The organism is Anabaena sp. PCC 7938 (genome assembly GCF_049315035.1).
In the GTDB taxonomy this organism is placed as follows: Bacteria; Cyanobacteriota; Cyanobacteriia; order Cyanobacteriales; family Nostocaceae; genus Anabaena; species Anabaena cylindrica.
Map to the genome: position 1 here is coordinate 3437163 of NZ_CP186034.1, position 21803 is coordinate 3458965.

Below are 21803 nucleotides of genomic sequence, written 5' to 3' on the forward strand. Positions count from 1 at the left end.
CCAGTACAGACTCTATAATTCAACAGAAACAACTATTCCACACGGCTCCAGAAAAACCCTGGAAACGATGAGTAAAATTCACTCTGTGGTATTCATGATTCCTCATTCCTTATTGACAGAGGAGGTCGAATGACGATTAGTCCTCCACAGCGAGAGGAGAAAAAGGCAAGAGTTATCGTAGATAAAGATCCTGTACCCACTTCCTTCGAGAAATGGGCGCTACCTGGTCACTTCGATAGATCTTTAGCTAAAGGTCCAAAAACCACAACCTGGATTTGGAACCTCCATGCCCTCGCCCATGACTTCGATACACATACAAGCGACCTAGAAGACATTTCCCGCAAAATCTTCGCCGCGCACTTCGGCCACCTGGCTGTAGTGACAATCTGGTTAAGCGGAATGTTATTCCATGGCGCTAAGTTCTCCAACTACGAAGCTTGGTTAACAGATCCATTAGGCGTTAAGCCCAGCGCTCAAACAGTTTGGCCCATTGTGGGACAAGACATTTTAAACGGTGATATGGGCGGTGGCTTCCACGGCATTCAAATCACCTCTGGCTTGTTTCAAGTATGGCGTGGCTGGGGTATCACCAATTCCTTCCAACTCTACTGCACCGCGATTGGTGGCTTGGTACTAGCAGGCTTATTCCTATTTGCTGGTTGGTTCCATTACCACAAACGCGCTCCCAAACTGGAATGGTTCCAGAATGCGGAGTCAATGCTAAATCACCACTTATCAGTATTGTTAGGTTGTGGTTCGTTGGGATGGGCAGGTCACTTAATCCATGTGTCCGCGCCAATCAACAAGCTATTAGATGCAGGCGTTGCCATTAAGGACATCCCCTTGCCCCACGAGTTCATTTTGAACAAGGATCTGTTGATAGAGTTGTATCCCAGCTTTGCCAGCGGTTTAACACCTTTCTTCACTTTGAACTGGGGAACCTATGCTGACATTCTGACCTTTAAAGGTGGTTTGAACCCCGTTACAGGCGGCTTGTGGATGAGTGATATTTCTCATCACCACCTAGCGATCGCTGTACTGTTCATCATCGCTGGTCATATGTACCGTACCAACTGGGGTATCGGTCACAGCATCAAAGACATCCTAGAAAACCATAAAGGCCCCTTCACTGGTGAAGGTCACAAAGGTCTTTATGAAAACATGACCACCTCTTGGCACGCTCAGTTGGCTACTAACCTGGCCTTCTTAGGTTCCTTGACAATCATCATCGCGCATCATATGTACGCGATGCCTCCCTATCCATATTTGGCAACTGATTACGCTACACAGTTGTGCATTTTCACTCACCATATTTGGATCGGTGGTTTCTTGATTGTTGGTGGTGCTGCTCACGCAGCCATCTTCATGGTGCGAGATTATGATCCAGTTGTTAACCAAAACAACGTTCTGGATCGGGTGATTCGTCATCGTGATGCTATCATCTCTCACCTAAACTGGGTTTGTATTTTCCTAGGCTTCCACAGCTTTGGTTTATACATTCACAACGACACAATGCGTGCCTTGGGTCGTCCCCAAGATATGTTCTCTGACGCAGCAATTCAGTTACAACCTGTGTTTGCTCAGTGGGTACAAAACCTGCACACACTGGCTCCAGGTGGTACAGCACCCAATGCTATAGAACCAGTTAGCTACGCATTTGGCGGCGGTATTTTGGCTGTAGGCGGAAAAGTAGCGATGATGCCCATTGCATTGGGTACAGCCGACTTCTTGATTCACCACATTCACGCCTTCACCATTCACGTTACCGTCCTCATTCTGCTAAAAGGTGTACTTTACGCCCGCAGTTCTCGTTTGATTCCAGACAAGGCAAACTTAGGTTTCCGCTTCCCTTGCGACGGGCCAGGTCGTGGCGGTACTTGTCAAGTTTCTGGTTGGGACCATGTGTTCCTAGGACTATTCTGGATGTATAACTCCTTGTCAATCGTAATTTTCCACTTCAGTTGGAAAATGCAATCTGACGTATGGGGAACTGTCGATTCAGATGGTGTGGTATCCCACATCACTGGCGGTAACTTTGCCGAAAGCGCTATCACCATCAATGGTTGGTTGCGTGACTTCCTGTGGGCGCAAGCTACACAGGTAATCAACTCCTACGGAAGTGAATTGTCTGCTTATGGACTCATGTTCCTAGGCGCTCACTTTGTTTGGGCATTCAGCTTAATGTTCCTGTTTAGTGGTCGTGGCTACTGGCAAGAACTAATTGAGTCCATTGTATGGGCGCACAATAAACTGAAAGTAGCACCAACAATTCAGCCTCGTGCTTTGAGCATCACTCAAGGTCGTGCTGTAGGTGTAGCTCACTATCTATTAGGAGGAATTGCCACCACCTGGGCATTCTTCCACGCACACATCCTTTCAGTAGGGTAGCAATCAGTTTGTAGAGTGCTGAGTGCTGAGTGCTGAGAAATCAGTGAAAACTCAGGACTCAGGACTCAAAACTCAGAACTCTAAACACTGATACCTGATGGCTAAAGGTCAGAGGACATATCAAAACCTATGGCAACAAAATTTCCAAAATTTAGCCAGGATCTCGCACAGGACCCGACTACCCGTCGGATTTGGTATGCGATCGCTACAGGCAACGATTTTGAAAGCCACGATGGCATGACGGAAGAAAATCTTTACCAAAAGATTTTCGCTACGCATTTCGGTCACTTGGCAATCATCTTCCTGTGGGCATCCAGCCTCCTGTTTCACGTAGCCTGGCAAGGTAACTTTGAACAGTGGATTAAAGATCCCCTTCACGTCCGTCCTATCGCCCATGCGATTTGGGACCCTCACTTCGGTCAGCCTGCGGTTGAAGCTTTCACCCAAGGTGGAGCAAGCAACCCTGTAAACATTGCTTATTCCGGTGTCTACCACTGGTGGTACACCATCGGGATGCGGACAAATACTGAACTGTACACCGGTTCATTAGGTCTGCTTCTGTTGGCAGCAGTGTTCCTATTCGCTGGTTGGTTACATTTACAACCCAAGTTCCGTCCTAGTCTTTCTTGGTTCAAGAGTGCTGAACCCCGTCTAAATCACCACTTGGCTGGTTTGTTCGGTGTTAGCTCCTTGGCTTGGACAGGTCACTTGGTTCACGTTGCTATTCCTGAATCTCGTGGTATTCACGTTGGCTGGGATAACTTCTTAACCGCCGCACCTCATCCAGCAGGGTTGACCCCCTTCTTCACAGGTAACTGGGGCGTTTACGCTCAGAACCCTGACACTGCGGGTCATCTGTTTGGTACTTCCACTGGTGCTGGTACAGCGATTCTCACCTTCTTGGGCGGTTTCCACCCCCAAACAGAATCTTTGTGGTTGACCGACATGGCTCATCACCACTTAGCGATCGCTGTTATCTTCATCATCGCCGGTCATATGTACCGCACTAACTTCGGAATTGGTCACAGCATCAAAGAAATGCTGAACTCCAAATCCGGTTTAGTTCCCGGTAGCAAGAGTGAAGGTCAGTTCAACCTGCCTCACCAAGGTCTGTACGACACCATCAATAACTCCCTGCACTTCCAACTGTCTTTGGCATTGGCTGCACTGGGAACTATTACCTCCTTGGTGGCACAGCATATGTACGCCCTGCCTCCTTACGCGTTCATCGCTAAGGACTACACAACACAGGCAGCACTGTACACCCACCACCAGTACATCGCTGGTTTCTTGATGGTTGGTGCATTCGCCCACGCCGCCATCTTCTGGGTACGTGATTACGATCCCGAACAAAACAAGGGCAACGTATTAGACCGGATTTTGCAGCACAAAGAAGCGATCATTTCCCACCTCAGCTGGGTATCTCTCTTCTTGGGCTTCCACACCTTGGGCTTGTACGTTCACAACGACGTAGTAGTTGCTTTCGGTACTCCTGAAAAGCAAATCTTGATTGAGCCAGTATTTGCTCAGTTCATTCAAGCTGCTCACGGTAAAGTACTCTACGGTTTAGACACATTGCTGTCTAACCCTGATAGCATTGCCTACACAGCCTATCCCAACTACGGTAACGTTTGGTTATCTGGCTGGTTAGATGCCATTAACTCTGGTACTAACTCCCTCTTCTTAACAATTGGCCCTGGCGACTTCTTGGTTCACCATGCATTCGCTTTGGCTATCCACACCACCACCCTAGTACTTGTTAAAGGTGCTTTGGATGCACGTGGTTCTAAGCTGATGCCCGATAAAAAGGACTTCGGCTATGCGTTCCCCTGCGACGGTCCAGGCCGTGGCGGTACTTGCGACATCTCCGCATGGGACTCTTTCTACCTAGCAATGTTCTGGATGTTGAACACCATTGGTTGGGTAACCTTCTACTGGCATTGGAAGCATCTAGGTATTTGGCAAGGTAACGTTGCTCAGTTCAACGAAAACTCTACCTACCTAATGGGCTGGTTCCGTGACTACCTCTGGGCTAACTCTGCTCAGTTGATTAACGGTTACAACGCCTACGGCATGAACAACTTGTCTGTTTGGGCTTGGATGTTCCTCTTTGGACACTTAGTTTGGGCAACTGGTTTCATGTTCCTCATCTCTTGGAGAGGATATTGGCAAGAGTTGATCGAAACCTTGGTTTGGGCGCACGAGCGTACTCCTCTAGCTAACTTGGTTCGCTGGAAAGACAAACCCGTTGCTCTCTCCATTGTTCAAGCTCGTGTGGTTGGTTTAGCTCACTTCACTGTTGGCTACATCGTCACTTACGCAGCTTTCCTCATTGCCTCTACTGCTGGTAAGTTCGGTTGATCCTGACTACTAGTTTTAGGTAAGTAATTAAAATCCCCTGCCGTAAGGTGGGGGATTTTTTTATGGGCGGGCAGGATGCCCACCCCACAAGAGATGTATAAATTGTAAGAAAAGATAGTAAAGGATATAATTTTCTGTTTAGAAGATGGGAAATATAAATTAAGGGCAGGCAGGATGCCTACCCCACAAGAAACAAAGAAAAATAAAAAATTGTTTTTCTGGTATGGAAGAAGCAAGGTTAAAAATTTACCAAAGGACATTACCTCATTGGGAGTTAGATGGGGCAAGTTATTTTATTACTTTTAATACTTGGGAAAAGTTGGAACTTAGTCCAGAAGCAAGGGAAATAGTTTTTAATTCTTGTCTATTTTTTAATAACCAAAGATATGAGATTTTTGTTTTGGTGGTGATGACAGATCATGTCCATATCCTCATGCAGCCATTACTAAAGTCTGAAAATGAGTATTGGTCACTCAGCAGTATTATGAATAGTATCAAAGGTTATAGTGCTAAACAAATTACCAAGGTGATGAAACATATAGGTACTGTTTGGCAAGATGAGCGATATGACAGAATTGTTAGAAATGAAGATGAGTTTCAAGCATATTGGCAATATATCAGGCAAAATCCTGTAGAAGCAGGACTGTCAACAACTCCAGAAGATTACCCTTATTTCTGGCAAACCTCATAATCCCAATTATTACATCCTCTCTTGTGGGGTGGGCATCCTGCCCGCCCTTTGTAATAAATAACAAGATTAAGCTAATTTAAGTATTAGCACAATTTATACTGTAATAATTGGAAGTGAGAGACGGTTATGACTGAAAGCACAAATAAAGCAAATGCTGGAGTTAATCGAGAAGAAGCTAAAAGTATTCTCGATAGATTCTTAAATAATGAAAATTATAGAGTTTTAGCTGTCAAGGGAAAATGGGGTATTGGAAAAACCCATTTAGTACAAACCTTTTTAGATGAACATAAAGAAGGATATTATTTGTATGCTTCTGTTTTTGGTATTTCTTCAATTGAACAATTAAAAGCAAGGTTAATAGCTAATTACAAAAATAATCTAAAGTCTGATAATCAATCTTCTCAAAGAAAAACTGAATTAGTTATTAATTCTGCCAATAAATATATAACTAACCTGAGTTCGATGTAAATAAAAAGTCTAAAAGTGGGTAACAGCAATGGTTCTGTCAATAAATATTGGCTATTGAGAATTAAAGGTTACGCCAAAAAGTTCTCAAAAAATTAATTTTTTGAAATGTATTTACTATTAGGTAATATTGATATTTAATTGGTAATTAAGCTAATAAAACTGGTAAGTTTTCAATTTCATTTTCATCAAATCTTAAAGAAGGTTTTTTGGGTTGCCAAGTATAAGCAATTAAAGCAGCAACAACATTAACCATGAAATTAGTAACACTTCGATGTCGAGAATGAGCAAGTTGTGAAATATTCTTGAGTTGGTCATTAACAGTTTCAATTAAAGAGCGTTTTCGGAGCATTAATTTCTCCTCAAGGGACAATAGCTTATTCCGCATATTTTTCTTAAAAGGAGTGATTAGTTTGAGTCCATTAGACCAAAGTTCAATCCAGAGTTTTTGAGAAATATATCCTTTGTCTCCAAATATTTTCCCAAATAAGTTCTTAGTCAAAGTGGGAACAGGTTTTCGGTCATCTGTATTTCCAGGAGTAATTTGAAACGCAAGTAACTCTCCTTGATCATTAATAATCAAATGAAGTTTAAACCCAAAATACCAACAAATAGAACTTTTCCCCCAGCCAGCTAAATCTTTAAAGACCTTATTTGTCTTGGCTCTTTTAGAATGACAAATGGGAATAGAGGTACTATCAATAAAACTTATACCTGTATTGAGTCCTTTTCGTGTATTCAGATAATACATCAACGGAATTAAAGCATTTGGCATTAATTCAACAAATCTTTGATAACTCACTAAATTGGGAAATTCACCTTGGCAATATTTGAAGATATGCTTCAGGTAATAATCTTTAAAATTGCGGTAACTAGAGCGATAAAAATACACAATTATTGCCATAATTTCACTTAGACATAATCGGCTGGGTCTAATTCTTTTTTTTATTTGGGATGGGATAAGTTGAGCTTGAAATATTGGCTCAAAATAGGTACAAAAATCATCAATTTCACAGAAAATAGTTTCTAATTCCATGAGTTATAATCATTAATGTTCTTTAATTAAACCTATTCTATTGTCCCTAATTTGAGGTACTTTGAGTTTGTATTCAAATAGTATTCGTAATATAAATTTAGATTTTGTTATGAAAATTTACTTAAATCTAGGCTGGTTTCCTATTAATTCTCAATAATTAAGGTTTATTGAGAATATGGGATCTCTCCAGAAAAGCCTCTAACCCTTTTGAATACTCATTTTTAGCTGATTTTTTTACATCGAACTCAGGTTATAACTAATACTTTTGAATGGTTCAAGCGTATTGTGCCAAGATTAGAGAAAACTCCAAAACTAGACTTATCATTGTCAGAAAATTTTTCTATTCCAATAGCAGGATCGTTAATTTCTATCGCTGGTGATTTAGCACTTGAGATACTTTTTAATTTAAACATTAGAGAAAATTCAATTATATGTATTGATGACCTTGAAAGAAAATCTAAACTACCTCTAGAAGAGATACTTGGGTTTGCTGAGTATCTAGTGCAAGAGCGTAAATGCAAAATTGTTCTAATTTATAATGAAGATAATTTAGCAGAAATAGATAAAAAAGCCTTAAATGATTATCGAGAAAAAGTAATTGATAGAGAATTTACACTTAATCCAACAGTAGAAGAAAACTTAGACTTCATATTTAAAGACTATCCTGATATAGAGGTAATTAAATCAGTATTAATAAATGCTGGTACAAATAATATTCGAGTTATACGCAAAACTCAATGGCTTATTGATGAACTTATTCCCTTTATGAAAAATTGGGAGGTTAGTTTACGTCATCAAATTATTAGAAATAGTATTGTCATAAATTTATCGAAGCTTGATACTGAATTTCGTGATAAATTTCCTAATATTAAAGATATTAAATCTACTTTGTCAATAGATCCATTGGAATATATGGGAACAGATCAAAGGGCTAATGAGATCGCAAAATCTCAACTGGCACAAGATAAAATTAAAGCTATACAAAGACAACAATTAGTAAATAGATATTTTGGTTACATTGATTTAGAAGAAGTAGATGAACTTATAATCCAGTTGGTTGAGACATCGTTATCTAAATCTGCTGAGTTGAAATTTATTGAAAAAGGTGATATTCTCAACCAAAAAGAAAAAATAAATCATATTTTAGAAAAATTCAATGAGCTTTCAAATAAACTTTACAGATCCAAATACTATGAGTCATTCGCAGATAATGAGCAAGATATTATTAATGGAATCGTTACTTTCCTAAAAGAGAACTATCTTCAATTGAGCATTCTCCAATTTGAACAAGTTGAGGGATTTACATCAATCTTGGGACTTGATATTTCTGAATACGAAAAACCTCTATTAGAAACAATATTAAAGAAAATTTTTGAACAGAATTATTATGATAATTTAAGTGGCTTTACAAATAAACTGAGTAAATATCCTGATTTGGAAGAAGCCTTCAAGGATAAGATTAAGGAATATCAGCAAACATTAGATATTACTACCGTCTTGAAAAATGTAATTAATGCTGATTACTCTTCAAGATCACCTAGACTACAACAAGATATTGAATTTTTAAAGAGTCGTACTGTTGATGAATATTGTCAATGGCTTGAACAAGGCCATCCTGAATTACTTGATATGGTTCGATGGTTTCTCCATTCTGGTTATCAGCCTGCATCTAAAAACTTAGAACAAGCTATTCGCATATTAGCTGAATGTAGCAAGATAAATAAAATTAGAGCCAAGTTTATTTACGACATAGATATAGATAATCCTACTAATAATCATCCTCAAAATTAATTGTTGAAAAGACTTTTTATTCAACTTGTATAATTAGGGCGGGCAGGATGCCCACCCCACAAGAGTTTTGTGAAATTTGGATTTGCACATTAGATATTAAGTGGCTTACTAAGTGGTTATTATACTCATCCAAAGAGCGATCGCACTTCTAGCTCACTTCTAGGGTGTTCTGAAATAGAATTGCTATACATCTACAGGATGCTGCCCATAATAGGGTAAAGCCTCTGACCAATCAGGATGTTTACCTTGTTGCCAATCTAAATAAGCTAATTCTAAAATACTTGTAACAGTTGCAGCTAATCCAGATGTAGCTTTAATGATTTGATATTCAGTATGCCAATTTGCTAAGGTTTCCTGCCATGCTTCAGGTGTGAAGACTGTATCTGCTAATAAAGCAGTAATTCCCAAATCAGCAGCAGGTTGATAAATAGCCCCGAAAACTTGCCCCCGTTGTGCTGGCATTTCCACCGCAATCACATCTTGTGATTGTTGATTTTTCTTCAACTCTGTCCAAGCTACAGCGGCTAAAGTGGAAACTGCAAATACGGGAATTTCTAACTGTTGTCCTAAAGTGCGCGCAGTAACAACTCCAATACGACTGCCTGTAAAACCACCAGGGCCTTTAGCAACGGCAATAAAAGCCAAATCTGTCCAGGTTTGGGGTTTAATCAGGTCTATTAAATATTGATGTATTAAGCTGGATACGTCACGTCCTAAATTCCAAACATTGGCGCGGGTATCGTCAGCAAAGTTACTAATTACCAAACCTAATTCGGGCGTAGTTGTATGCAGTGCTAAAGCGTATTTTGTGGTCGGGAGATGTGCTAATTGAGTTATCAAAGTAAATATAGATTTTGAGAATATGAAAAGGTTAATTTTGCCCAAATTAACAGTTTACAATTTTACCACTTTAAAATACATAAAATACAAAAAGAAACTTCAAATATGTTATGGAGACGTTACCATCAGGGAAGTTTCCGCTACATGAAACGCCTCTACAAAGTTGCAAGCTGCCCAAATCCAAAATCTAAAATTCACGTTGGTACTAATTCACCGGGACGCAATTTAGCCCATTTACCCATTTCTTTTTTAAAACTGAGACAACCGACAACATCCCATTCCATTTCAATGATTTCGTCTTTTGTGCGAATATTGACATTGATGGAAGGTTCACTGGGATCAAAATCTGGGGTTTCGGTCAAGTGAGGCTGTTGGTGCTGTGCTTCTACGGCATTGTAGGTTAAACAGCGGTCTACATAGTGGCAATTCACGCAAATACACATAATAGAACCAACTCCAGGAAGCTTTATAGTTAATGTAACCTACGCGGAAATGTTAAGCATTAGTTGCGGGGTTGATTTTTATCACTGATTTAATGGATTTTATGGAATGAAGGATCTTTGATTTAACAGATTTAAGGATTTCACGGAATGAATATAATGGATGATTTAGCCGTTTCTCTTCTAGCTGCCGAAAATTGGCCTTTTAGCCTGGAATTTTTGCCACAAGATGCTTACATGGTTGGTGGTGCTGTGAGAGATGCGATTTTAGGCAGAAGTCGAGAATATTTAGATTTAGATTTTATTATCCCAGATGATGCGGTGAAAGTTGCCAGTGATATTGCTCGTTATTATCAAGCTGGTTTTGTTCTCTTAGATGCAGAAAGAAAAATTGCCCGTGTGGTGTTTCCCCATGCTACAGCCGATTTTGCCCAACAGGAAGGTGATAGTTTAATCACGGATTTGCATAGAAGAGATTTTACAATTAATGCGATCGCCTATCATCCCCATACCCGACAAATAATTGACCCCCTCCACGGCTGTGCAGACATAGCAGCGGGTATCTTACGCATGATATCACCCAAAAATCTCCAAGACGATCCTTTGCGGTTAATGCGGGCATATCGTCAAGCTGCCCAACTTGGGTTTATAATAGAAGCAACAACCCAAAAGACAATTCGCACCTTAGCAGCAGATATCAGTAAAGTTGCAGCCGAACGAATCCGGGTCGAAATAGGTTATTTGTTAGCAAATTCTCAAGGTACACCTTGGCTAACCAGTGCCTGGGAGGATGGTTTACTAGTTGCATTCTTCAAAAATGCCACCCGTGAAAGCTTATCAAAATTAGCCGCAATTGACAAAGCAGCAGCTTTAATTTCCCAAAATTGGCAACAATTAGGAGAAGAACTACAAAACTGTGTGCGCGATACAGTCAAAACTACTTGGTTAGGTATTGCTAAACTAGCCTGTCTTGTCCACCCAAATCCTGAAATAGCCGAAACAGAACTACAGGAATTAACCTATAGCCGTGCAGAAATTAGAGCTATAATAACCGCCCTGAGACTGTTCCCAAAGTTCAAAGTAATTAATCTGTCCCTACGAGAACAGTATTTTTTGTTTCAGGACGTGGGAGTTGCATTTAGTAGTACAACCGCCTTAGCTTTAGCAGATGATATTTTAGTAGAGGCGATATCCGGCGATAATCCACTAGAGGTCTATGCACCCTTAATCAACCATTACCTGAACCCTGATGATTTGGTAGCTCACCCCTCACCGTTAGTGAGTGGCAAAGAAGTGATTATAGCACTCAATATTCCAGCTTCACCACTTATAGGAAAAATATTGAGTGAAATTGCTGTAGCCCAGGCTGAAGGTAAAGTTTCCACCGTAGAAGGAGCAATAGAGTTTGCAAAGCAGTTTGTTAATGCTTAGTGTGGGAATGCTTAATTGCCTTCCCATAAGGAATATTGTGCAATCAAAAGAAAAAAGAAATTTCTATTAACTATGATAGTGATATAGCCGTAAGCCAAAAGTTTATTACCTGGTTCATTATAATAGGGGAAAAATATTGTTAGTTTATCTACCCGCTTAACGGATCTTTAAATTCTAATTTTCCTTTAAATTCGGAATAAATACAGGATATTGCAGGTAAATAAAGTAGAAAATTTGGTTAAACTCCAGGTAGCGAAAGGACATTACTGCTGACTTCGGTTTTCTTTTGTATTACTATAGCGATGGGAATTTATATGAAAAATAATCATTGACATAAATCATTATTTTTCCGAAAAAATAGTTTAAAACCTTAAAAAATCCCCATGTCAAAAAAAAATCATCGCCAGAATAAAATTACTGCTGAATTATCAGCATTACCCCAACAAGAGCAGGAAATTAATTCTAATGAAGAGGGGATGATTTTCCAGCTTGCCGATACCACTATACAGGCGTGTAATGCTGCTGCTGAGAGAATACTTGGATATACAACTGAGCAAATCCTGGGAAAGACACCCTTTAAATCTCCTTTGCAAACTGTTCATGAAGATGGCTCACTTTTTACAGCCGCAACCTATCCATGTTTAGTTAGTTTACAAACAGGTAAACCATGCAAAAACATTGTTATGGGACTTTATCAGCCAACTGGTAATTTAGTTTGGTTATTACTCAACTCCCAACCTTTATTTCAAGCTAACACAACTTCTCCCTATGCAGTTGTTACTACATTTAAAGATATAACAGAAATTAAACTCCAGAGTTCTAGAAGTAATAATCATATTACAACCAATAACAAACTATTAATAACCGGAGAACAATGTCTAAATAATCAGCAAAAGCTAAAGCAGTCAGTTGCGAAAAATACCTCTAACAATCGCAATAAAGCATTCTTATCCATGCAGAATTATATTTTGGAACTGATTGCTACTGGTACTTCCTTTTCCGAGGTGCTAAAAATCTTAACTGATTCTTTAGAAGCACAGTTAAGTCAAGTTTTTTGCTCCATTATGCTATTAGATGATTCGGGAACAAAGTTGTATCCTATTGGGTGTTCTAGCCTGCCAGAAAAATATACCCAAGCAATAATAGATGGTGTTCCCATAGGTATAGACGTAGGCAGTTGTGGCACATCTGCTTATACTAAAAAAACAGTAATTGTATCAGACATTGCCAACGATATAAAATGGGAAAAATACCGCGATTTGGCACTAGCTAATGACTTGAAAGCTTGTTGGTCAACGCCCATTTTTGATAGTCAAGGTGAGGTATTAGGAACCTTTGCGCTATATTACCCCACAGTTAGGTCTCCTGACGAATCAGAACAGCAGTTGATTGAGAGAGCATCTCACTTAGCGGGTGTAGCAATTGAGCGTCAGCGATCGCATCTGGCATTGCAACAAAGTGAATATCAATTGCGGTTAATGACAGAAACTATACCTCAACAAGTATGGACAGCCATGCCTAATGGTCAGCTAGATTATTTTAACCAGCGGTGGTGCGATTTCACAGGCAAAACGGTGGAACAACTGAAAACTGAGGGTTGGGAGCAAATTATTCACCCCGAAGACTTACCAAAAGTAAAAGAAGTATGGACTCAAGCAGTGCAAACCGGTAGCGAATATGAAGTAGAGACTCGAATGCTCTCTGCAACTGGGGAGTACCATTGGATTTTAGGACAGGCACGCCCTTTGCGAAATCAACAGGGACAGATTGTTAAATGGTATGGTACTAATACCGATATTACAGACCACATCCAAGCCAGGGAAGCTTTACAAGAAAGCGAGTTAAATTTTCGCACTTTGGCAGATACCATGCCGCAGATGTTTTGGACTGCTAGACCAGATGGCTGGTTAGAGTACTATAACCAGCGTTGGTGTGAGTATACGGGCATGACTTTAGAACAAACTCAAGGTTGGGGCTGGAAACCTGTACTGCACCCTGATGATTTCCAAATGTGTATGGATAGTTGGTGTGAATCTGTTCGCACAGGTAAATATTATCAAATTGAGTACCGCTTTTGTCGTGCTAGTGATGGGCAATATCGTTGGCATCTTTGTCGAGCGTTTCCTCTACGTAATGACAAGGGACAGATTATCAAGTGGTTTGGCTCATGTACTGATATCGATGACCAAAAGCAGGCAGAAGAAGTTTTGCGGAATGCCTTACAACAACAACAAGCCGCTTGTGAAGCATCTGAAAAAGCAAATCGCATTAAAGATGAATTTCTTGCAGTTCTCTCCCATGAACTGCGTACCCCACTCAATCCGATCTTGGGTTGGGCTAGGCTTTTGAAAACTGGCAAACTTGACAAAGCTAAGACGAATGAAGCCCTAAACAGTATTGAGCGTAATGCCAAATTGCAGGTTGACCTGATTGAAGATTTGCTGGATGTCTCCCGCATTCTCCAAGGTAAAATTACGTTGAATGTTTCTACGGTTAATCTGGCAACTTTAATTTCCGCTGCCTTAGATACTGTGAGTTTAGCGGCTGCTGCTAAAGAAATTACTATTCAAACCCACCTAGAACTAAGTATAGGGAAAGTCGCAGGTGATCCGGCACGCTTACAACAAATTGTCTGGAATCTTTTATCTAATGCTGTTAAGTTCACACCCCAAGGTGGACAAGTGCAAGTCCGGTTAGAGCAATTTGCTTCAATGGCTCAAATCACAGTCAGTGATATAGGTAAAGGTATTAGTCCAGATTTTTTACCATATATATTTGAGCATTTCCGTCAAGAAGATAGTTCAATCACCAGAAAATTTGGTGGACTAGGGTTGGGATTAGCAATTGTTCGGCAGTTAGTAGAGTTACACGGTGGAACTATTGAGGCTAATAGTCCAGGTGAAGGACAGGGAGCAACCTTTATTGTCAGAATCCCCTTAATATCTTCTCAGTCAGAGATGCTCACAGAGAAAAAACCACAAAACGTATCTTGTGATTTAAGTGGGATTAAAATTTTAGTCGTGGATGATGATGCTGACTCACGGGATTTTATCACCTTTGTGTTGGAACTGTATGGGGCTGAAGTTATCACAGTCGCATCAGGATTTGAGGCGCTGGAAGCTTTTATTCAGTCTCAACCAGATGTGTTGGTTAGTGATATTGGGATGCCGAAAATGGATGGCTATGAATTGTTAAAAAAAATTAGGAATTGGTCGTCAGATACGGATGGACAAATTCCCTCAGTCAGCGAATCTATGTCACCGAAAGCGATCGCGCTAACAGCATATGCTGGAGAATTTGACCAACAACAGGCAATTGCCGCAGGTTTTCAAATGCACATATCAAAACCAGTAGAACCAGATGCTTTAGCAACAGCTGTTGCCCAACTGGTGACAATAAATGTTTAGTCTAGTACAAGATGGCAAAATTTTTGAAATATTATCAATTTAAGTATCCAAATATGCTCTATACTCTCGTAAATTTACTATTGCATTATTCTTTAATAGCAGCATACTATGTAGCGCAATAACTTTTCATTATCTAATCTATTATGAAATCTATTCTACAAACCTACGTGGAGCAAGAAATATGGTTACTAATACGAGATAAATGGTATTTTACAAAAATTATTAGAGTATGTGATGATTTGTTATGGTTTAAACACAGAACTCATAACAAGGAGACAGAAGAAGATACTTTATGGGAAATGGTCGTAAAAATTAGCGAAGTAGTCGCTATTGATAAAGTTGTATCTGTGATTAGCAGAAAACCAGATGTGTTTATGTCACGGTTATTGGAAGCAGATAATAATACCATTAATCATCAACAAGAACACGAAAAATAAACTGCAATACAATTCAGAGGTAACTCTTAACAGAAAAAACTCATGTTTGAAAACATGAGATTGAAATAATGACACTGCTTTTTTCGTGCTACGAATCTTGTAAAAACATCTTTTTTTTTGACTGAGCTTTCAACCCTCAACTAAAGTTTCTTATGTGTTCCCTGTTAAGAGTTCCCTTTTTTATAATTATAGTTATTATTAACTAATTTGATGACAAACCCCCGTCAAGTAGCTTTTATCGCCTTAAAAGAGGTTCATAAAGGTGCTTATGCTGATGTTGCTTTAGATCGAGCGCTACAAAAGTTTAAGTTACCGGATAGCGATAACGAAACACTCCGTAGAGATCGCCGTTTAACGACAGAATTAGTTTATGGTTGTGTCAGAAGACAACGCACCCTAGATACTCTCATTGACCAAATCGCCACAAAAAAAGCCCAGCAACAACCACCAGACCTCCGCACAATCTTACATCTCGGTTTTTATCAACTGCGTTATCAAGAAAAAATTCCTCCTTCTGCTGCTGTTAATACCACCGTTGAGTTAGCAAAAGCAAACGGTTTAACTGGTTTAACCGGTTTTATAAATGGTCTTTTGCGCCAGTATTTGCGGCTTGGAGAAAAATCATCAGAACCGTTGAAATTACCCGAAAATTCAGTGGAACGATTGGGTATTTTATACAGTTTTCCTGATTGGATCATTGAAGTCTGGTTAGCACAATTGGGTTTTGCGGAAACAGAAAAACTCTGTGCATGGATGAATCAAACTCCAACTATTGATTTGCGTGTAAACATCCTTCGCAGTTCCCTAAAAGAGGTGGAATCAGCTTTTCAATCTGCTGGTGTTCTAGTCAAACGTATTCCCCGTTTACCCCAGGCTTTACGATTAATTGGCAGTAATGGCCCAATTCAAAATTTACCTGGATTCCGTGAAGGTTGGTGGACTATTCAAGATAGTAGCGCCCAATTAGTTGGTCATTTGCTAGATCCTAAACCCGGTGAAGTAGTGATTGATGCTTGTGCTGCACCAGGAGGTAAAACAACCCATATTGCTGAATTAATGGGAGATCATGGCAAAATTTGGGCGTGTGACAAGACTGCCTCCCGTCTTCGTAAACTCCAAGACAATGCTCGAAGGTTGAATTTACAATCTATTGAAATCTACACTGGTGATAGTTGCAATTTACCCCAATTTTACAATCAAGCTGACCGTGTATTACTAGATGCCCCATGCTCTGGTTTGGGAACTATGCATCGTCATGCTGATGCGCGTTGGCGACAAACACCAGAGTCTATCCAGCAACTTTCCCTGTTGCAAACAAAACTGCTATCACATACCTCAAATTTTGTCAAGGACAATGGGGTATTAGTTTATGCAACTTGTACATTACATCCTGCTGAAAATGAAGAAGTAATTTCCCGGTTTTTAGCTGATCATCCTCATTGGCAAGTTGAGCCTCCCCGTCAGAATTTAACTGCTACCTCTAGTACACCGCCAGGCTGGCTGAAAATTTGGCCTCATCAAGAGGACATGGATGGCTTTTTCATGGTGCGCTTAAGAAAAACCAATAATTCCGAGTGAATACTGCTAACGATTGTACGATTTGGTGATGGTCCGAATCTACTAGAGGAGGCAGTAATGGTTAATAATTCTGATGTCAAAAACTTAGTTAAAATTCTGATTGGAGCAGCTTGGATCGATGGCAGAATCCAACCAGAAGAACGGCAATATCTGCGCGAAATAGCTCAGGCTAAAGGCTTGGCTAATGATCCAGAGATTAAGCCTTGGTTGTATGAATTAGTTTCCGTACAGCCAAAGGAGTGCTACCAATGGGTAAGTGAGTATTTAGGCGATCATCCTAGCTTGGAAGATTGTGAAAATCTGATTGAAGCCATTAGTGGCTTGATTTACAGCGACGGTGAAGTAGCAATTGAAGAAGCCAAGCTACTAACTACATTGGAGGAATTAAGCAAGTCGCATGAATCCACGCCATCGGCTTATACCCCACTGCTTAAACAAATTCAAAAGCTTTACCGTCGTTGGGTTGATGTTCAAAATTAGGAGATTGGGGAAATGGAGAGAACTTTATCTTTATTTCTCTTCTCTGCCTCCTGCCTCCTGTTATTCTTTATCAACTTTGGGTACAAAATCAGGACGATCTTTGCTTTCCCAACCGGCAGGACGTTTCGAGTTGTACCAAGCAATTGAACCGATGGTAACAGCAGCAATAAAACCAACTACATACACCAATGTAAAAGCTAATGGAAAGTGTTGTCCTGCTGCGGCTGGCGCTGCTGTTTGAAGCAATAAATTCATGAGTAAATTCTCCTAGTGTAAGTTGCGCTTCTTAACAAAGTATAAAACGAGCGTAACACCTACATCCTCCAGTAGGTTGAAACGCTTGAAATTTGAGAGATAAAAAACAATATGGTTTGGGAGAAAAATATATTTATTTTTCTCCCACCAGACCAATCTTTTTTTGCTAAGGAACTTCCAAATAAAAAAACGTACAAAAATTTCTTGTGGTGCGGGCATCTTGCCTGTTAATAATACAAGAACGGGCAGGACTTGTACTGAGCTTGTCGAAGTATGCCCATCCCACAAGATTGAATAATTTATTTTCTGGTGTTCCCTAATTATTCAGCAGATGAATTGGGTTTGAGCCTCTCCCGCCAAGAACCTTTAGGTGAAGAAGATTCAGAAGAGCCACGGCTTGCAGGAGCGGAGGAACGGGAAGAACCTGAGTCTGAGCCGCTATTTCGCCGCTGTGAACGAGATGATCCTGAAGAATTACCACTTGATTCTTGAGAGCGCTGCTTTCTCGATGTGGTATTTTCTTCTTGTTGTTTGTAACGTCTTCTACGCCTTGGGGTATAGTCTGATTGTTGTTCTTCTACTTGGGTATTCCTCTTTCTGCGTCTACTTGATGAATCATCGTTTCTGTCTGATTCTTCATTATTATCAGAGATTGAGCGATTGATAATTTTGTGCGGTTTTATGGGTTGGGCTTTAATCGTCGCTTTGCGTCCTTCTAATTTAGGTCGTTCAGGGAATTTTTCTACTGACATCCCCTCTACTGCCTTTTCCATAAATTCATGCCAGGTATAAGCAGCGCTACTACTACTACCATAGGTAGGGCGGTTATTATCGTTGCCAAGCCAAACCCCTGTGACTAATTGGGGAATGTAGCCAATGAAACCATAAATCACGAGATTCGTCAGAGGTACCAGTTTTGCCGGCAACCTGTCTATCATTTAATTGGGCAGCAGCACCAGTACCATTTCTGACTACGTTGCGTAGCATCCAGGTCATAATGGCAGCACTATCAGTATCTAATGACTGTTTGGGCTGAAAATCAGCAGACCAAATGACTTCACCCTGTCGGTTGAGGATGCGACGAATACCATGCACATCTGTATGTAATCCTTGGGTAGCAAAGGAACCGTAAGCACTTGTTAATTCGAGGAGATTAACTTCATTAGAGCCAAGAGCCAAGGAGTAAGTAGACTTAAGTTCTGATTTAATGCCCATATCCTGGGCGAGTTTAATTGTTGGCTCATATCCCACGTCTATTAATACTTTGACTGCGATTGTGTTGATAGAGCGAGTAAGGGCATCTCTGAGGTTCATCCAGCCGTAGAATTTTTTACTGTAATTTTTTGGTTCATAACCATCTACTACTAAAGGCGCATCTAGGTAACTATCATAGGGATTTTTGCCTGTAGCGATCGCAGCAGCGTAGACAAATCCCTTAAATGTCGATCCTGGTTGACGCTGTGCCTGAGTTACACGATTAAACTGGTTGTTACTAAAGTCCTTACCACCCACCATGGCCTGGATTTCTCCATTACGGGGATCTATGGCTACTAAAGCTGCTTCTTTAAAGTTTTCCCAGCGACCTTGATTTTTTAAAGTTTTGGCAACTGCCGCTTCTGCTGCTTTTTGCCAGGTTGGGTTTAAGCTGGTTTCTACTACTAACCCTCCTGCTGCTAATAGATCGGCTGAAATATACTTGGGTAATTCCTGCTGAACGTAGATAGTAAAGTAGGGAAATTCGACTTGGAAGCGCTTGGGTAAATTACTGTTAACTGTAAGTGGTTCTTGCAGTGCAGTTTGTTGCTCGGTGGGGGTAATTACTTGGTCTTCCTGCATCCGCTGCAACACCTGATTTCGCCGTTCTATTGCTGCTTTGGGATTCTTATCTGGGGCGTAAACGTTGGGAGCAGGGGCAAGTCCGGCAATGGTTGCCATTTCTGACAAAGTCAGTTGATCTACCGTTTTACTAAAGTACACCCAGGCAGCATCTCCTACACCGTAGGCTCCAGAACCTAAATAAACCAAATTGAGGTAACGCTCTAAAATCTCATTTTTGGTTAATTCCCGCTCCATTTTTTGAGCTAGTCGGACTTCTTTAAGTTTGCGCCAGATTGTCCGTTCTTGGGTGAGGAAGAGAATTCGCGCTACCTGTTGGGTGATGGTACTACCACCTTCTACCACATTTTGCGATCGCACATTATTCACAACTGCTCTGAGAATACCTTGAGTATCTACCCCTTGATGCTGCTCAAATCTTCGGTCTTCTGAAGCGATGAAAGCTTTCTTTAACCTATCTGGTATTTGTTCTAGCTTTAACTGTTCCCTAGTCGCTTCTCCTTGTTGTTGGAGAACTGTCCCATCTCCGGCTTTAATAGTCAGTGTTTGCTCTCGCAGCACCGCGTTTAGTTTGGATTTATCTGGCAAAGAACTATCTATTGTTCTCAAACCGTAATTAAAGGCAACAATCCCTCCACCGACACTTAAACCTACCCAAAACCACAAACGACGATAAAAAGGTTTATCGCTCTTACCAATTCTGGCAATCATCACAGATGATATGCTCGTCATCTGGTTCAATAACTGCTTTGCCTTTACCAGCATGGTTTTTGGTAAGTTGTCATATGTGGACTTCTCGTTTTTGTGATGATTCCCAAGCGGCAAGAGCAGTTTCTCCTTGTCAGAGCTACTTAAATTTGTTAATTTTCATCCAGTAATTGCCACCTAACTACCATGAAAGGATTTGGAGTTGGCACACTACTTTGGTTGTTAGTATAATATCTCATAAATAATTAATTTAATTCAGTGTAAAATATTGTTCTTTCCAAAACTGTTAATTCAATTAATCTCTGGAAAACCAAGGCAGTATTTTCTAATAATCTGGCAGAACTTCAAAACCATTGAAAACCTCTGAGACATAGAGATTTAAATCTAGTCCCAGCTATCTAGAGAGAGTTTTACGGCACATGAGTACGGGCAAAAAATGGCTGCGATCGCCTAGCATCTCCAGCAAAAGTGCGATCCCGGCGGCAACTGTAGCGATCGCCCTGGGTAGTAACATGGGTGATCCCCAAAAAATTTTAGATGCTGCTCTAGAGACTTTAGCTCAAACCCCAGGTATAATCATACAAGCAAAATCCAGTTGGTATATAACCAAAGCTATAGGGCCGCCTCAACCGGATTACTTGAATGGTTGCGCCATTTTACAAGTAAGTATGTTACCCCAAAAGTTATTAGCAACTTTGTTAGCAATTGAACAAAAATTTGGGCGTGTGCGTCAACAACATTGGGGTCCACGAACCTTAGATTTAGATTTGTTGTTGTATGATAATTTGATATTAAACCAGCCAAATCTCCAAATCCCCCACCCTGGAATGTCTAAGCGAGCCTTTGTATTAGTGCCGCTGGCAGAAATTGCCCCCAATTGGATAGAACCAGTCTCAGGGCGTGTAATTCAAGATTTGCTCAAAGAGGTGGACACTTATGATGTACATTTATGTAATGAGGGGAAATTAAAATTACCATCGTTCAAAGCGGAAGAACCCTGATTTAACTAAAGCGCCCCGTATATATTCTGTGTATCTACAGACCAAATTATTTAACTATGCCACTAGGTCGAGAATTACCACAGCTACTCAAGCAACGTTTGTTCCACAAAGGCCGCAAGTTTGATTTTGAAGTTAACCGCTTGCGTTTGCCCAACAAATCTGAAGGGGAATGGGAGTGTATTCGTCATCCAGGTGGCGCTCTAGCTTTACCCGTTACCGCAGATGGTAGGCTGATTCTTGTACGCCAATATCGTTTTGCCATTCAGGGAAGATTGTTAGAATTTCCAGCCGGTACTCTCGAACCAAATGAAGATCCCTTAGAGACGGTACAGAGAGAAATTGAGGAAGAAACAGGATACCGCGCTCACAAATGGGATAAACTGGGAGAATTTTTCCTAGCTCCCGGCTATTCCGATGAAATTATCCATGCTTTCCTGGCTAGAGATTTAGAAAAGCTGGAGACACCCCCCCCACCAGAAGAAGATGAAGATATCGAAATAGTATTTTTCACCCCGGAAGAACTAGAAAAAGCAATTCTTGAGGGACAACCTGTAGACGCTAAATCTATAGCCAGCTTTTTCTTAGCGCGTTCATTTTTGTTTTGATGTAAGAATTCAGGAGTCAGGAGTCAGGAGTCAGGAGGAAGAAGGAAGAAGGA

Annotated in this window: 16 protein-coding genes and 1 pseudogene; 12 read left to right on the forward strand and 5 right to left on the reverse strand. The window is 40.5% G+C overall.

Annotation, left to right across the window (positions count from 1 at the left end):
* The first annotated feature begins 129 nt into the window (after nt 1–129).
* From psaA to ACOWPH_RS15890, 4 genes are all read left to right on the forward strand, one after another.
* Entirely contained in the window at nt 130–2388 is a 2259-nt protein-coding gene (gene psaA / locus ACOWPH_RS15875; RefSeq protein ID WP_015216346.1) for a photosystem I core protein PsaA, read from the forward strand.
* A gap of 129 nt (nt 2389–2517) precedes the next feature.
* A complete protein-coding gene (gene psaB, locus ACOWPH_RS15880; protein WP_015216347.1) occupies nt 2518–4749 on the forward strand; it encodes a photosystem I core protein PsaB in 2232 nt (743 codons plus the stop codon).
* Between the two features lie 223 nt (nt 4750–4972).
* Nucleotides 4973–5440 carry an REP-associated tyrosine transposase gene (locus ACOWPH_RS15885; protein ID WP_015216348.1) on the forward strand — a complete coding sequence of 156 codons (468 nt, stop codon included), beginning with the start codon at nt 4973–4975 and terminating at the stop codon, nt 5438–5440.
* Nucleotides 5441–5566: 126 nt separating this feature from the next.
* Nucleotides 5567–5908, forward strand: a complete 342-nt coding sequence (locus ACOWPH_RS15890; protein ID WP_042465278.1) for a P-loop NTPase fold protein — start codon at nt 5567–5569, stop codon at nt 5906–5908.
* A gap of 145 nt (nt 5909–6053) precedes the next feature.
* On the opposite strand, the gene ACOWPH_RS15895 is transcribed toward ACOWPH_RS15890, so the two are convergent.
* Nucleotides 6054–6941 (reverse strand): IS982 family transposase, encoded by an 888-nt coding sequence (locus ACOWPH_RS15895; protein WP_015216349.1) that lies wholly within the window; start codon nt 6939–6941, stop codon nt 6054–6056.
* Nucleotides 6942–7226: 285 nt separating this feature from the next.
* Here ACOWPH_RS15895 and ACOWPH_RS15900 point away from each other — a divergent pair, with 285 nt between their 5' ends.
* Nucleotides 7227–8732: a P-loop NTPase fold protein gene (locus ACOWPH_RS15900; RefSeq protein WP_042465279.1), complete on the forward strand. Its 1506-nt coding sequence runs from the start codon at nt 7227–7229 to the stop codon at nt 8730–8732.
* A 183-nt stretch (nt 8733–8915) separates the two neighbouring features.
* Here ACOWPH_RS15900 and tsaB read toward each other — a convergent pair whose 3' ends face one another.
* Entirely contained in the window at nt 8916–9572 is a 657-nt protein-coding gene (gene tsaB / locus ACOWPH_RS15905; RefSeq protein WP_015216350.1) for a tRNA (adenosine(37)-N6)-threonylcarbamoyltransferase complex dimerization subunit type 1 TsaB, read from the reverse strand.
* 194 nt (nt 9573–9766) lie between these two features.
* Nucleotides 9767–10015 (reverse strand): Ycf34 family protein, encoded by a 249-nt coding sequence (locus ACOWPH_RS15910; protein WP_015216351.1) that lies wholly within the window; start codon nt 10013–10015, stop codon nt 9767–9769.
* Nucleotides 10016–10171: 156 nt separating this feature from the next.
* On the opposite strand from ACOWPH_RS15910, the gene ACOWPH_RS15915 reads away from it, so the two are divergent.
* From ACOWPH_RS15915 to ACOWPH_RS15935, 5 genes are all read left to right on the forward strand, one after another.
* Nucleotides 10172–11443, forward strand: coding sequence for a CCA tRNA nucleotidyltransferase (locus ACOWPH_RS15915; RefSeq protein WP_042465282.1), 1272 nt, complete (start codon nt 10172–10174; stop codon nt 11441–11443).
* Nucleotides 11444–11826: 383 nt separating this feature from the next.
* Entirely contained in the window at nt 11827–14850 is a 3024-nt protein-coding gene (locus ACOWPH_RS15920) for a PAS domain S-box protein (RefSeq protein ID WP_015216353.1), read from the forward strand.
* Between the two features lie 143 nt (nt 14851–14993).
* Nucleotides 14994–15287: a hypothetical protein gene (locus tag ACOWPH_RS15925; protein ID WP_015216354.1), complete on the forward strand. Its 294-nt coding sequence runs from the start codon at nt 14994–14996 to the stop codon at nt 15285–15287.
* Nucleotides 15288–15497: 210 nt separating this feature from the next.
* Nucleotides 15498–16865: a 16S rRNA (cytosine(967)-C(5))-methyltransferase gene (locus tag ACOWPH_RS15930; protein ID WP_015216355.1), complete on the forward strand. Its 1368-nt coding sequence runs from the start codon at nt 15498–15500 to the stop codon at nt 16863–16865.
* Nucleotides 16866–16922: 57 nt separating this feature from the next.
* Nucleotides 16923–17345 (forward strand): TerB family tellurite resistance protein, encoded by a 423-nt coding sequence (locus ACOWPH_RS15935; protein WP_015216356.1) that lies wholly within the window; start codon nt 16923–16925, stop codon nt 17343–17345.
* Nucleotides 17346–17405: 60 nt separating this feature from the next.
* On the opposite strand, the gene psb35 is transcribed toward ACOWPH_RS15935, so the two are convergent.
* Both psb35 and ACOWPH_RS15945 read right to left on the reverse strand, forming a co-directional pair.
* The gene (gene psb35 / locus ACOWPH_RS15940) at nt 17406–17600 is read right to left on the reverse strand and encodes a photosystem II assembly protein Psb35 (RefSeq protein WP_015216357.1); all 195 of its coding nucleotides are present in this window, start codon (nt 17598–17600) and stop codon (nt 17406–17408) included.
* 320 nt (nt 17601–17920) lie between these two features.
* Nucleotides 17921–20201: pseudogene (locus tag ACOWPH_RS15945) on the reverse strand (transglycosylase domain-containing protein).
* Between the two features lie 362 nt (nt 20202–20563).
* On the opposite strand from ACOWPH_RS15945, the gene folK reads away from it, so the two are divergent.
* On the forward strand, nt 20564–21145 hold the full coding sequence (folK, locus tag ACOWPH_RS15950) for a 2-amino-4-hydroxy-6-hydroxymethyldihydropteridine diphosphokinase (RefSeq protein ID WP_015216359.1): 582 nt from the start codon (nt 20564–20566) through the stop codon (nt 21143–21145).
* 56 nt (nt 21146–21201) lie between these two features.
* The gene (locus tag ACOWPH_RS15955) at nt 21202–21750 is read left to right on the forward strand and encodes an NUDIX hydrolase (RefSeq protein WP_015216360.1); all 549 of its coding nucleotides are present in this window, start codon (nt 21202–21204) and stop codon (nt 21748–21750) included.
* Nucleotides 21751–21803 lie beyond the last annotated feature (53 nt).